This window comes from Micrococcus luteus (genome assembly GCF_014138885.1).
Taxonomy (GTDB): Bacteria; Actinomycetota; Actinomycetes; order Actinomycetales; family Micrococcaceae; genus Micrococcus; species Micrococcus luteus.
This window is the reverse complement of sequence record NZ_JACJIK010000001.1, coordinates 824,204-836,394: the sequence shown is the minus strand read 5'-3', so window position 1 is coordinate 836,394 and position 12,191 is coordinate 824,204. Positions and strand designations below refer to the sequence as shown.

At 67.2% G+C, this 12,191-nt stretch carries 10 protein-coding genes and 3 pseudogenes; 6 read left to right on the top strand and 7 right to left on the bottom strand.

The window, feature by feature from the left end:
• Nucleotides 1–14 precede the first annotated feature (14 nt).
• Nucleotides 15–835: pseudogene (locus HDA34_RS03790) on the top strand (transposase).
• Nucleotides 836–950: 115 nt separating this feature from the next.
• On the opposite strand, the gene HDA34_RS03785 reads toward HDA34_RS03790, so the two are convergent.
• The 5 genes and pseudogenes from HDA34_RS03785 to HDA34_RS03765 form a co-directional block, all read right to left on the bottom strand.
• Nucleotides 951–3,059, bottom strand: a complete 2,109-nt coding sequence (locus tag HDA34_RS03785) for an acyltransferase family protein (protein WP_081097732.1) — start codon at nt 3,057–3,059, stop codon at nt 951–953.
• 253 nt (nt 3,060–3,312) lie between these two features.
• Nucleotides 3,313–3,516: pseudogene (locus HDA34_RS03780) on the bottom strand (integrase core domain-containing protein); the annotation flags it as partial.
• Nucleotides 3,517–3,676: 160 nt separating this feature from the next.
• Nucleotides 3,677–4,827, bottom strand: a protein-coding gene (locus tag HDA34_RS03775; protein ID WP_159833235.1) for an IS3 family transposase whose coding sequence is annotated in 2 segments (ribosomal slippage) — nt 3,677–4,557 and nt 4,557–4,827 — 1,152 coding nt in all. Because the reading frame shifts where the segments join, the coding sequence is not laid out codon by codon here.
• 205 nt (nt 4,828–5,032) lie between these two features.
• Nucleotides 5,033–5,326 (bottom strand): annotated as a pseudogene (locus HDA34_RS03770) (integrase core domain-containing protein); the annotation flags it as partial.
• Between the two features lie 4 nt (nt 5,327–5,330).
• Nucleotides 5,331–6,773, bottom strand: coding sequence for an IS30 family transposase (locus HDA34_RS03765; RefSeq protein WP_423300424.1), 1,443 nt, complete (start codon nt 6,771–6,773; stop codon nt 5,331–5,333).
• A gap of 419 nt (nt 6,774–7,192) precedes the next feature.
• Between HDA34_RS03765 and HDA34_RS03760 the strand changes: the two genes are divergently transcribed.
• Together HDA34_RS03760 and HDA34_RS03755 are read left to right on the top strand one after the other, a co-directional pair.
• Nucleotides 7,193–7,603 (top strand): four-helix bundle copper-binding protein, encoded by a 411-nt coding sequence (locus HDA34_RS03760; RefSeq protein ID WP_044659891.1) that lies wholly within the window; start codon nt 7,193–7,195, stop codon nt 7,601–7,603.
• A 96-nt stretch (nt 7,604–7,699) separates the two neighbouring features.
• Nucleotides 7,700–7,957, top strand: a complete 258-nt coding sequence (locus tag HDA34_RS03755; protein ID WP_233437111.1) for a beta/alpha barrel domain-containing protein — start codon at nt 7,700–7,702, stop codon at nt 7,955–7,957.
• Here HDA34_RS03755 and HDA34_RS03750 read toward each other — a convergent pair.
• Nucleotides 7,941–9,284 carry an IS256-like element ISMlu11 family transposase gene (locus HDA34_RS03750; protein ID WP_012750929.1) on the bottom strand — a complete coding sequence of 448 codons (1,344 nt, stop codon included), beginning with the start codon at nt 9,282–9,284 and terminating at the stop codon, nt 7,941–7,943. The two genes, HDA34_RS03755 and HDA34_RS03750, sit on opposite strands and share 17 nt — an antisense overlap.
• Between HDA34_RS03750 and HDA34_RS03745 the strand changes: the two genes are divergently transcribed.
• The 3 genes from HDA34_RS03745 to HDA34_RS03735 all read left to right on the top strand — a co-directional run bounded on the left by HDA34_RS03745 (nt 9,283) and on the right by HDA34_RS03735 (nt 10,967).
• Nucleotides 9,283–9,762 carry a class I fructose-bisphosphate aldolase gene (locus HDA34_RS03745; protein WP_310735465.1) on the top strand — a complete coding sequence of 160 codons (480 nt, stop codon included), beginning with the start codon at nt 9,283–9,285 and terminating at the stop codon, nt 9,760–9,762. The genes HDA34_RS03750 and HDA34_RS03745 overlap by 2 nt on opposite strands.
• A gap of 46 nt (nt 9,763–9,808) precedes the next feature.
• Nucleotides 9,809–10,703 (top strand): IS5 family transposase gene (locus HDA34_RS03740; RefSeq protein WP_119217444.1). Its coding sequence is split into 2 segments (ribosomal slippage): nt 9,809–10,165 and nt 10,167–10,703, totalling 894 coding nucleotides; the frame shifts between segments, so codons are not numbered across the junction.
• Between the two features lie 15 nt (nt 10,704–10,718).
• Nucleotides 10,719–10,967, top strand: coding sequence for a beta/alpha barrel domain-containing protein (locus tag HDA34_RS03735; RefSeq protein ID WP_060974079.1), 249 nt, complete (start codon nt 10,719–10,721; stop codon nt 10,965–10,967).
• Between the two features lie 106 nt (nt 10,968–11,073).
• Here HDA34_RS03735 and HDA34_RS03730 read toward each other — a convergent pair whose 3' ends face one another.
• The gene (locus HDA34_RS03730) at nt 11,074–12,129 is read right to left on the bottom strand and encodes a type II glyceraldehyde-3-phosphate dehydrogenase (RefSeq protein WP_002854314.1); all 1,056 of its coding nucleotides are present in this window, start codon (nt 12,127–12,129) and stop codon (nt 11,074–11,076) included.
• Nucleotides 12,130–12,191 lie beyond the last annotated feature (62 nt).

Genomic DNA, 12,191 nt, shown 5'->3' with positions numbered 1-12,191 from the left:
ACGCCCTGGATCGCATCTCTCGTATCCAGGCGCTCTCCGACGCCCATGGGGAGCCGCCGACCACTTCGATGCACCCGGCCTGGCCCGGCCCGGCCCGGGCCAGCCGGCAGGGCCGGCCGTTCGCCGATGTCCGGGCGATGATCGAGGCGACCATCTACCCGCATCGGCACGAGATTCCGTAGCGGGATATGCCCGAGGTCTACGGGCCCTGGCAGACCGCGCTGACCTGGTGCTGGCGGATGGCAGCTGCGGGCACCTGGCATGAGGTGCTAGCAACATTGGCGGCCGCCAGCGACGCCCAGGGCCTCATCGATGGATCGGTCCGGACTGGACTCCGCGATCGCCCACGCTCATCAGCACGCCACGGACATTGCCCGCCATGCAGGGGATGGATCGAACTACGGGAATCTGCGGGATGAACCTGCCGGTCGCGGTATCGGACGCTCACGTGGCAGGTTGAGCACGAAGATCCATCAGCTCGACGCGGGGGCAGGAATGCCATTGGCCAGCTTGATCGCCTGAGCCAGGCAGGGGATTGACCGATGCCGACTCCACTGCTTGGGCAGCCGCGGCGGTCATCCCCGTGTGAGCTGACCATCAGGGCCACCGCAGGCGTCGTGGCTGCAGCAGCGGGTGCCCCGTCGGCTTCGACGCAGTCGCCTGTAGGGGCCGCAATGTCATCGAACGTCAGTATGCGCCCCTGCAGCAGTCGCGCGGACGGGTGGCCAGGTATGACGAGTGCACGATCATCTACCGGCCCGCCGAGCGCCTGACCACTGGGGTCACATGGTTGAAGCTGGTGTCAGACACGCCCTGGGCGCGCCCGGCGCCGTAGTTCTGCTCCGCATGCTGCCCACCTCTTCGAGGCCGATAGAGGAGCGGGAACGGACTGAGGGTGTCATCAACACCCGCACCATTCCCATCCCTTGATCAGCGCGCTCGAGAGAGCCTCAGCGTCCTAGACGCATGCCGTCATGCTCCAGGGCCGCCAGCGCACGCTCGATGAAGACGGGAGCAAGAGTCTCTACATACGTTGGGGTGAGGTGGTTGTCGTCCCAGTACACATGGACGTTGCCCACCGTGGGCTGGCACTGACGGCCCGGGCAGATCATGTCGTTCAGCTGCACCTGCGCGATGCGGGGATGAGCATCGGCCAGTCCGGTCAGGGGGCTGGTGTTCGGATCGAGCACGGTATGCGTCCAGCGGCATGTCGCCGCATCGATCCCGTGTGTCCTTCCGCAGGTTGTGGGTGATCCGGCCGCGAACCGGGGGTTGTCCCGGAGTGCGAGGACATGGGCACCCGTCCCCGCAATCTCCTCCATCCGCCCGACCATCCCCGGGGTGAGCATCTCCTCGTCCTCATAGGTGCTGCGTGTGCCCTGCATGAAGACGACGTCCGGGCGTACATGCTCCACGACCAGGTTGAGGTCCGCGAGGAAGTCCGGGCACTTCGGGGAGTCGTCCACCTGCTCCTCCATCGGCGCTACCAGGCAGCTGCCCCGCGTATAGCTGACGACCTCCAGCCGTCTTTCCTCACCGAGGCGCCGGAGAGCGGGGGACCACTGCATCACGTGGCTGTTGCCGGCCATCAGCACGACGCCGGCCGGATCTGCTTGTGGGACGAGGACATGGCACGACTCGGCTCCGACCTCGGTCAACTGTGCTTCCAGGGCGGGGTCGCACTCCTCGGGGTACTCGGGGAAGGGGTACCGTCCCTCCACCACGGGCAGAACGGGGGCACCGGGGTCTCCAGCTGGCTCGTAGTCGGGGCGCAGGACGGCGGCGCCCGGGTTGTTCCGGTCGGCCGCCTCGAGGACTCGTGCGGACTCCGCTGCCTCGGCGCCGCGCCACAGGGTCACCGGCGCCACAACGAGAGCGGCGCAGGTCCCCAGTACGACGGCGGACCGCCAGGCGGCCGTCTGGGGCCAGCCCCACGCTCGTAGCGGACGCTCCACGCGCACCGAGAGGAGGAGGGCCGCGCCGAGGGAGACGACGACGAGAACGACGCCTGCGGCCGCGCCGGGTTTCTGTGACCCCGTGAGGACGGAATAGGTGATGAGCAGCGGCCAGTGAATGAGGTAGAGAGCGTAGGCGGAGTCACCCAAGCGGGTGAGCGGGCGGGAAGCCAGTACCCGGTCCACACCGAAATGGGAGCCGCTGGTGCCCGCGACGATCACAGCAGTGGCCGACATCAGCGGCCACAGCGCGATCCAGCCGGGGAAGGCGCCCTGGACGTCCACCACGACGCCGACGGCGATCATGCTCGCGAGCCCTGCCCAGCCGAGGAACACCCGTGTGCGCCGTCCCAGGTGAATGAATGGAAGGACGAGCGCCAGGAGGGAACCGAGGGCGAACTCCCATAGGCGAGCCCGAGTGTCGAAGTACGTGAACGCCTGGTTCTGGGAGGTCTGGGTCACCGACCACAGCAGGGACACGACGAACACCGAGGCGAACGCAGTCGTGAGGACGGCTCGGGGCCGCGCCCCGGTGCGGCGGGCCACCAGGGCTGAGACAAGGAAGAGGAGCGGCCACAGGATGAACACCTGCCCCTGGACCGACAGCGACCAGAAATGCTGGAAGGGGGACAGCGAGGTGTTGTCGGCGGCGTAGTAGTCGACGGCATTGAACGCCAGGGCCCAGTTTTCCACGTAGAGGGCCGACGCCAGCGCCTCCGTCCGCCACGAAGCACGGTCGGCCAGCGGATACACCGTGGCAACGGCAACCAAGGTAAGCAAGATCGTCAGCACCGCCATGGGCATGAGGCGCGTGAAGACGTGAAGCCAGTAGCGCCCCACCGCGAGGGGCCTTCCAGCCTCCATCTTGCGGGTGAAGGAGCCTGTCAGGAAGAAAGCCGAGATGAACAGGAAGATGTCGACGCCGCCCGACACCCTGTCCGTGAAGATGTGGAACACCACCACCAGAAGGACGGCTACCGCGCGCAAACCCTGGATCTCCGGTCGCCAGTCCGCCTGCCTTCGGGCCACCACAGGAGTCGAATCGGGCCCATCAGCCGCGTGTCGGGGGCGGTAGCCGCGGGGATAGACGGACGGATTGGTCATGGTGGCCTCAGCAGTGTCAGAGGGATGGGAAGGCAAACGGCAACATCATGCCTGAGGGTGATTCTTTCGAACGGGAAGCTGACCAGCGGATTAAGGCTCGTGGCCCAGCCCTCACGTCGCACAACGGCGCCCGCACCCTCGCGCGGTAGGGCGCGGGCGCCGTCGTGGAGGTGAAAGGGAACGCCTCAGGCGCAGGCGTCGTCGGCCTCCCCGGACTACTGCTCACTGAAGCGCCCTGGGTTCCGTTCCGAGGTCAGGATGCAACGGGCGCTGAATCCTGATCGTGAGTGTAAGCCGCCTCAACCTCTGCGGGAGTGTGATAGCCAAGGGCCTCATGCAGGCGGGTGGTGTTCCACCAGTGCACCCACCCCATGGTGGCCAGCTCGACCGCCTCGGTCGACTCCCACACCCGCTTGGCGTGGATGAGCTCGGCCTTGTAGAGCCCGTTCACGGTCTCCTTGAAGCGTCCCGGGTTTCGTGCCGCTCCTATGTGGGTGTGAGCCGCCCCCTTCATTCGGTCCGGACGTTCTGTGAGTCGTCGGTTTCCATTTGATGGGTGCACTGCCGAGCGTACTCGGCTGGGGTTAGGTAGCCGAGCGAGGAGTGAGCCGCCCCCTTCATTCGGTCCGGACGTTCTGTGAGTCGCCGGTTTCCATTTGATGGGTGCACTGCCGAGCGTACTCGGCTGGGGTTAGGTAGCCGAGCGAGGAGTGCCGGCGGTGGTGGTTGTACTCGTCCTTCCAGTCGCCGATGATGACCTGTGCGTGCAGCAGCGAGTAGAAGCTGTTGATGTTGAGGCACTCGTCGCGGATCCGGCTGTTGAACGACTCGACGTACCCGTTGCGCCACGGCGAGCCCGGAGGGATGTAGGACAGGCCGGTGCGGGTGCCGGCCCAGTCGGCCATCGCCTCGCTGATGAACTCCGGCCCGTTGTCCGACCTGAGCACCGCCGGGGCGCCCCGGGCGGCGACGAGGTCCTCGAGGTGGGCGGTGAGTCGGTCGGCGGTAATCGAGCGCTCCACGAGCCCGCCGATGCACTCCCGGGTGTGTTCGTCGACGATCGAGCAGATCTTGATCGGCCGTCCGTGCTCGTCGACGTCGAACTGGAAGTCCACCGCCCACACCACGTTCGGCGCGTCCGCCGTCGGCGCGTCGACGGTCGAGGACCCGACGCGCTTGCGTCGACGCCGCTGCGGGACCCGGAGCCCTTCGTCACGCCACAGGCGTTGGATCTTCTTGTGGTTCACCACCCACCCCTCGGCGCGGGCGTCGTGATACGCCCGCCGATACCCGTAGCGGGGATGGTCCTTCGCCCAGGCGCGCAGCCACTCCCTGAGCGCCCGATCCGGGTCCGCGACCGTGTCGCCCTTGAGCGGTCGCCGGTACGCGGAGCGGCTCAGCCCGACCAGACGGCACGCCATCCGTTCGCTCACCCGCAACTTGCGCTTGAGGTGATCGACGGCGGCGCGGCGCCTGTCCGGGCTTAGAAGTTTCCCTCAGCCAGCTCCTTGAGCGCGGCCTTCTCCAGCTCCGCTTCCGCGAGCAGACGCTTCAGGGTCGCGTTCTGCTTCTCCAGCTCCTTCAGGCGCTTTGCGTCGTCGGCCTTGAGGCCGCCGTACTGGTTCCGCCACCGGTAGTACGTCTGCTCGGACACCCCGAGCTCCCGGCACACCGCCGCGACGTCCTGACCATCGGCGAGCATCCTGTCGGCCTGCCCGAGCTTACGGACGACCTGCTCGGGGGTGTGACGCTTCCTGCTGTTCGTCATGATCTGACCAGTCTCCCTGCCCGCGACCGCGGGCAACAGGACGACTCTCATAACGACTGGACCTACGAAACGGGGTCAGCCCACTGGGCCATCTGGCATCGATGAACGATCGCCCCTGTCAGATGCCTCTATGCATTGGCCGGTGACGGTCCGCGGGCCTGGTCTCGTGCTGGGGGTCTGCCATGAGTTTGCTTGACACGAGTTATCAGGCGGCGGCAGCCGCCTGGACTGATTGAACCATCTCGAACTCGACAGGGGTGAGCTTCCCGAGACGGGCCTGCCTACGACGGCGGTGATAGGTCCGCTCGATCCAGCTCACGATCGCGAGCCGGAGCTGGTCGAAGGACTGCCAGCGACGCCGGTTCAGCACGTTCTTCTGCAACAGCGCGAAGAAGGATTCCATTGCCGCGTTGTCCCCGGCAGCACCGACCTGACCCATGGACCCGATCAGCCCGTGGGTGGTGAGGGCGTCCTGGAATAGGGCCGAGCGGAACTGGGCGGGTTCAACTGGTCGTTGCAACACCGTGCGTTGAGAGCGAGCGTAGCTGCTCGGCGAAGACCTCCGCGGGAGTCTTCCAGTCCAGGACCTTCCTGGGCCTGTTGTTCAGCGTGTACGCGACTGCTGCGAGGTCCTCGGCCGACCATCTCGACAGGTCCGTGCCCTTGGGGAAGTACTGCCGCAGCACCCCGTTCGTGTTCTCGTTCGTCGGCCGCTGCCACGGCGAGTGGGGGTCAGCGAAGAACACCTTCGTGCCCGTGGCCATCGTGAACTGGACATGCCCGGCCAGCTCCTTGCCCCGATCCCACGTCAAGCTCTGACGCAGCTGCTCCGGCACCGTCGCCATCGCCTTGATCAGGGCCGCGGTCATCGCCTCAGCCCCGTACCCACCCAGCGACGGCCCGTTCTTCACCGGCGGCCGCTCACCCCATCCCTCCAGGCGGGGCAAGTGGACCAGGATCGTGGCCCGGCTCTTGCGCTCGGCCAGAGTCCCGATCGCTGAACGCTCGGTCCCGATGATCAGGTCCCCTTCCCAGTGCCCGGGCACAGCACGATCAGCGGCCTCGGGTGGGCGCTTGCTGAACACCACGTCCTCGGTGACGTGGCCCTGGGGCTTGTTCCGGGTACGTGCCCGCGGCTCGCGCAGAGCCCGCCCGGTACGCAGGCACGCGACGAGTTCACGCTTGAGCGCCCCACGCCCCTGGATGAACAGGGACTGATAGATCGCTTCATGAGAGATCCGCATGGACACATCATCCGGGAACTCCAGGCGCAGCCGGTGGCTGATCTGCTCAGGGCTCCACGCCGTGGACCACCGCCGGTCCGCCCGGCGCGGTTTCATCTTCCGCCCCTTGAAACCGGGCCCGACCGGTCCCGGCACGGCCACGCCATCGGGGCCCAGGACCACCCCGTTCAGGCGTGCCTGGACGTAGTCGTGCAGTCGCTGGTTCGTGGCCAGCTTCGCCGGCTTGGGCCGCCTGGCAGCTTCCTGGGCCTTCCACTGCGCCACCGTGGCCCGGTACTCCTGCTTCCCGGAACGAGTGGCGCAGTTACGGCGCAGCTCACGGCTGATCGTGCCGGGATCACGTCCCAGCGTGCGTGCGATCTGACGGACCCCCTGGCCCTGGGCATGGAGGATCGCGAGCTCCTCACGCTCAGCGAAGGACAGATACCGGCCGGTGGGCTCGGCTAAGGACAGCGGGGTCATCCCGCCAGCGTGACGGAACCAGCGCGCCCCGACGGGCCAGGACACGCCCACAGTCAGGGATGCCTCGACCGTGGTGACACCGGTGGCGATCACACGCCAGAACTGGCGTTGGACCTCCCGTGAGGGCTGCGGCCTGCCAGGAGAGCGCATCGGGGCCCGCAAGGCCCGATCCGCTCTCCACTGCCGCCGTGTCCCCTCGGGCACGTCACTGATCTTCCTCGCCCAGTCCTTGCTTGCCATCGCCCATACCTCCAGTGATTCCGAGAGGGTGTTGCGACGACCGATTGAATCCACCCTGGGAGCCGCGGTCCGAATGCACCCGGCAACCCTGCACCGGCGGCCTCGACGCCCCTGGTCGGATCGCATAAGCGCTCTTCCCGACACCGACCGTCCGGTCCGACAGGATCCACGTTGAGGCGAGCCCTGCTGGTCCTCCCCGTCGGCGTGGTCCTCAGGGCCGTCGGCCGGGCTGAGGGGCGGCTGGTCACACCTGCGTCATCCCTGCCCGTAAAGGAGTCCGCGGGCCTCCGTGGCCGGCGATCTTCACGGAACCTTCAAGGTTGAGCCCTTCACCCGCGTCGGCGGGGCGGTCTACAGTCGATGAAAGGGCGGGCCGGCGAAGGCCGGTGCGTCGGATCAGATCGACGAAGGAGCACATCATGACCCATCACGTGAGCGCCATGCTGGAGACCTACCCGAAGGAGGTGGGGAACATCGATCGGCAGAAACTGGCCGAATGCATCCAGGCCTGCTTCGAGTGCGCCCAGACGTGCACCGCCTGCGCGGACGCCTGCCTGGCCGAGGACATGGTCGCCGACCTGAGGCAGTGCATCCGGTTGAACCTGGACTGCGCCGATGTGTGCGCCGCCACAGGCCGGATGCTGTCCCGGCAGACCGGCACCAACGTCGAGACCACCCGCGCCCTGCTCGAGGCCTGCCGGGCCGCCTGCAAGACGTGCGGGGACGAATGCGAGAGCCACGCCCAGATGCACGAGCACTGCAAGGTGTGTGCCGAGGCCTGCCGCCGGTGTGAACAGGCCTGCGCGGACCTGCTCGTCACCCTGGGTTGAGCCTGCTGATGACCGTTCCCCCTTGAGGGCGGCCAGTCGTCCATGACGTGCGCAGGGAACCCGGACCACCGTGCTCCCTCGCCGCGGAAGGCTCCCATGGACTCGGAGAAGTATCAGAGGGTCAGGAACGGTGCCGGATTCGTCGCGGCGCTGGACCAGAGCGGGGGCAGCACCCCGGCGGCCTTGCACCTCTACGGGATCGACAAGGATGCCTACTCCGGCCCAGAGGAGATGTTCGACCTGGTACACCAGGTGCGCACACGTATCATCACCAGCCCCAGCTTCGACGGTGAGCGCGTCATGGGGGCGTGTCAACTTGTCTGTGTAAGCGGGGTGGTCACAGGTAGGGGTTGATCCGGTCGGGGTAGGCCGCGGCGAGCTGGGCGAGGGCCTGCTTCCAGTTCGTGACGGCCTGGCCTTCGACGAGCCGGCCCTGGGCTTTGCGCTGGCCGGCGGGTTTGCCCCGGTCCCGAGCGCGTTCGGCGGCGCGTTTGTCTTCGATGTTGCAGATCGCCAGCCAGAGCAGCTTCACCGCCGCCTCGGTCGAGGGGAAGTGGCCGCGGTTCTTGGTCACCTTCCGTAGCTGGAAGTTCAGCGACTCGATGCTGTTGGTCGTGTAGATGACCTTGCGGAGCATGGGTGGGAACTGCAGGAACGGGATGAACCGCTCCCAGGAGTTCGCCCAGGTCGCGGCTGCAGACGGGTACTTCGTGCCGAGCTCGGAGGCCTCGAACTCGGCCAGCGCCTTCCTCGCGGTCTCTTCGTTGGGGGCAGTGTAGATCGGCTTCAGCGCGGCGGCGACCTTCTTGCGGTCCTGGTAGGCCACGAACCGCATCGCGGCCCGGATCAGGTGAACCACGCAGGTCTGGACCATCGAGTCCGGCCACGTCGCCTCGATCGCCTCCGGCAGGCCCTTGAGCCCGTCGCAGCACACGATCAGCACGTCCTGCACGCCCCGGTTGGCGAGATCGGCGCAGACGTGGGCCCAGAACGCCGAGCCCTCGGTGTCCTGGACCCAGATCCCCAGCACGTGCTTGATGCCCTCGAGGTCCACGCCGACGGCGATGTAGGCGGCACGGTTGAGGACCTGGCTGTTCTCTCGGATCTTGATCCGGATTGCGTCGAGATAGATCACCGGATAGAACTCCTCCAGCGGCCGCGACTGCCACGCCAGGACCTCTTCGCTCACGGCGTCGGTGATGTTGGAGATCGTCTCGTGCGACAGGTCCGTGCCGATCGTGGAGGCCAGGTGGTGCTGGATGTCCCGGATCGTCATTCCGCCGGCATAGAGGCTGATGATCATGTCATCCAGGCCCCCGAGGCGCCGCTGGCCCTTGGGCACCAGGCGCGGGGTGAACGACCCGCCCCGGTCTCGCGGGACGTCCAGCTCGATCGGCCCGACCTCGGACTCCACGGTCTTCGGGGTGGTCCCGTTGCGGGAGTTGGCGTGCTTCGGCGCCTCGCTCGAGCCCTTCTCGTAGCCCAGATGGCTGGTCAGCTCGGCCTGCAGGCCCCGCTCGAGCGCGGCCTTGACCAGCGCGGGCACGAACCCGCCGTCACCGGTGAGCTCGACGCCGCCCGCGTCGATCTGCGCGAACAGGGCATCAAGCTGCCCTGAGGCTTTCAGCTGCTCGACCAGGTCCTGGCCCGAGGGCTCGCCTGGGTTCTTCTCGTCGATCATGGTCATGATTCTTACCGTTCCTCTCGGTACGGCTTACACAGACCATCTGACACGCCCCGTCATGGGGGCCATCCTGTTCGAGAACACAATGAACCGCCAGGTGGAGGGTTCCCCCACGGGCGACTACCTGTGGAACAGCAAAGGCATCGTGCCCTTCCTCAAAATCGACCAGGGCTTGGCCCCGGAACAGCAAGGCGCCCAGCTCATGAAACCCATCCCGCACCTGGATGACTTACTGTCTCGAGCCGTCGAAAAGCACATGTTCGGGACGAAGATGCGCTCGGTCATCAAGCTGCCCGGGGACGGGGTGGGCTCCGTCGTGGAGCAGCAGTTCGGGCTCGCCCGTCAGATCCTCGTTACCGGGCTGGTGCCCATCATCGAGCCCGAGGTGGATATCCGCAGCCCCCGCAAGGCCGAGGTGGAGGACCAGCTCAAGGCGGCAATCCTCGCCCAACTGGACAAGCTCGGAGACGACTAGGGCGTGTCTGAGAATAGATGCACGAGTCAGCTGAGACCCTGGGGACATGTCCCGGTTCCAGATGCTCTCTGACACCCAATGGGAGTTGATCGCCCCGATGCTCCCGACCCGGACCGGCCGCGCCGGCAGGCCGTTCGCCGACGCCCGCACCATGGTGGAGGCGATCATCTACCGGTACCGGTGCGGAATCGCTTGGAGGGATCTGCCCGAGGTCTACGGGCCCTGGCAGACCGTGTGGACCTGGCATCGGCGCTTGGCCGAAGAGGGCACCTGGGACACGGTGCTGGCCACGCTGACCGCCGCCGCTGACGCCGAAGGCCTGATCGATTGGTCGGTCTCGGTGGACTCCACGATCGCCCGCGCGCATCAGCACGCGACGAACATCACCCGCCACACAGGGGGATGGATCGAACTACAAGAATCCGCGTGAGGAGCCGGCCGATCACGGCATCGGGCGCTCCCGTGGCGGGCTGAGCACGAAGATCCATCAGCTCGTCGACGGGACCGGGCTGCCGCTGGTCAGCCTGATCACCCCCGGCCAGGCAGGGGACTCCCCGATGCTGCTTCCTCTTCTGGCGCAGCTGCGCGTGACCCGGCCAGTAGGGCGGCCCCGGACCCGCCCCGAGGCCGTGCTGGGCGATAAGGCGTACTCCTCCCGGGCGATCCGCACCCACCTACGTGCCCGTGGGATCAAAGCGGTCATCCCCGAACCGGCCGACCAGCAGGGCCACCGCAGACGGCGCGGTGCCCGCGGCGGGCGCCCCGTCAGCCTCGACGCGGACGCCTACAAGGGCCGCAACGTCATCGAGCGTCAGTACGCGCACCTGAAGCAGTGGCGGGGTCTGGCGACCCGGTATGACAAGTACGCGATCGTCTACCGGTCCGCTGTGGTGCTGAATGCTGTGATCGCATGGTCCAAACGATTGTCAGACATGCCCTAGTCGGTCATCCTCAAAGTGACGCTGCCGGAGCGGGCGGACTTCTACCGCGAGTTCGTGGACCATCCCCGAGTGATCCGCGTCCTGGCCCTGTCGGGCGGCTATACCCGGGCCCAGGCCACCACCCTGCTGGCCCGCAACCACGGCGTGATCGCCAGCTTCTCCCGCGCCCTGACCGAAGGGCTGAGTACGGCCCAGAGCCCAGCGCAGTTCAATGCGGTGTTGGATGAGGCCATCAACGCGATCGCGACGGCCTCTCGCACCTGACCGGAGGCCATAGGACCGCTGCGGTAGTCTGCGGCCGCCGAAGCGGTGTCCGACCACCCCCCATTCCTGGGGCCGGGCACCGCCTCAGCGGCGTCTGCCGCGCAGTTCAACGGGCAGCCACCGAGGAGCGCACGAAGTCCTGGCGCACCCCCAAGGCGCGGTCGGTGCGCCGGATGGACTCGCCGCCGTCGTCGACGGTTCCGGTGAGGGCCCGGATCGCGTCGATGTTCTCGGGGACGACGATCGCCTGGTTGTCCACCGTGTAGGTGTAGTACAGCTCGTTGCCGTCCACGGTGAGGATGTCTTCCCAGAGGGCCACCTCATACATATCACCCCGGGGCCGGCCCAGGTCCTCCATGAGTTCCACGGTGCTATTGACCGCCACGACGCCGTCCGAGCGCCGGACGAAGGCGATCCGCGGCATCGCCCGGAACGCCTCCAACACCTCCTGCTTCTCGGCCGGGCGGGTGAGCTCGATCGTCCAGTAGTGCAGGTGGTTCTGAGTGTGGGCTCCCTTGGCGGCCATGGTGACCACGTCCAGGTCCGGGACCACCGACTGGGCGTCGGGCCCCTGATGGCTGGGGATTCGGCCCTCGGGGACGATGGTGTTCATGATCCCCGAGTGGTCCGATTCCCACGGATCGGTGGCCCGGCGGATGAGCACCCCCCGGGCCTTGGACAGCAGTCCGACGTCCTTCAGCGCGGTAAGGGCCCGGACGGTGGCGGTGGTATTGCAGGACACCACCCGGGTGCTGTCCCGGCCCAGGGCGGTGGCGTAGTTGGCGTGGGCGACGAAGGAGTGGCCGGTGAGATCGTGCTTCTCCCCGCCCTGGAACACGGATTTGACCCCGTGGGCACGGTAGAGCTCCAGGTTGCCGGCGCCCACCTGGGCCGGGGTGCAGTCCACCACGACGTCAACGTTCTCGAGCAGGTCGTGCAGGCCTCCGACGACGGGAAGGCCGGCATCCGCCATCACCGGTAGGGCCTGCTCGGTAGAGGCGTAGACGGGGATACCCTTCCCGGCCGCAGTCGCGATCCGGTAGTCAGCGATGACGTCACTGACTCCGACCAGCGCCATGTCCTCCTGGGCCCGGACCGCGTCGGCGACGCGTTTGCCGATGACCCCGTACCCGTTCACCGCGACCTTGATCTTGTCCTGCATGCTCGTCTCCTTTCCTGGAGGACCCGTTCCGGTTTCGGGGTCTATCGCCAGCCGCGTCTCAC

Bases quoted from the DNA above. Each gene is read 5' to 3' on its own strand.
- HDA34_RS03760 (WP_044659891.1), top strand. From the start codon at position 7,193: ATGACCCATCACGTGAGCGCCATGCTGGAGACCTACCCGAAGGAGGTG.
- HDA34_RS03750 (WP_012750929.1), bottom strand. From the start codon at position 9,284: ATGATCGACGAGAAGAACCCAGGCGAGCCCTCGGGCCAGGACCTGGTC.
- HDA34_RS03745 (WP_310735465.1), top strand. From the start codon at position 9,283: ATGGTCATGATTCTTACCGTTCCTCTCGGTACGGCTTACACAGACCAT.
- HDA34_RS03730 (WP_002854314.1), bottom strand. From the start codon at position 12,129: ATGCAGGACAAGATCAAGGTCGCGGTGAACGGGTACGGGGTCATCGGC.
- HDA34_RS03765 (WP_423300424.1), bottom strand. From the start codon at position 6,773: ATGGCAAGCAAGGACTGGGCGAGGAAGATCAGTGACGTGCCCGAGGGG.
- HDA34_RS03755 (WP_233437111.1), top strand. From the start codon at position 7,700: ATGGACTCGGAGAAGTATCAGAGGGTCAGGAACGGTGCCGGATTCGTC.
- HDA34_RS03785 (WP_081097732.1), bottom strand. From the start codon at position 3,059: ATGACCAATCCGTCCGTCTATCCCCGCGGCTACCGCCCCCGACACGCG.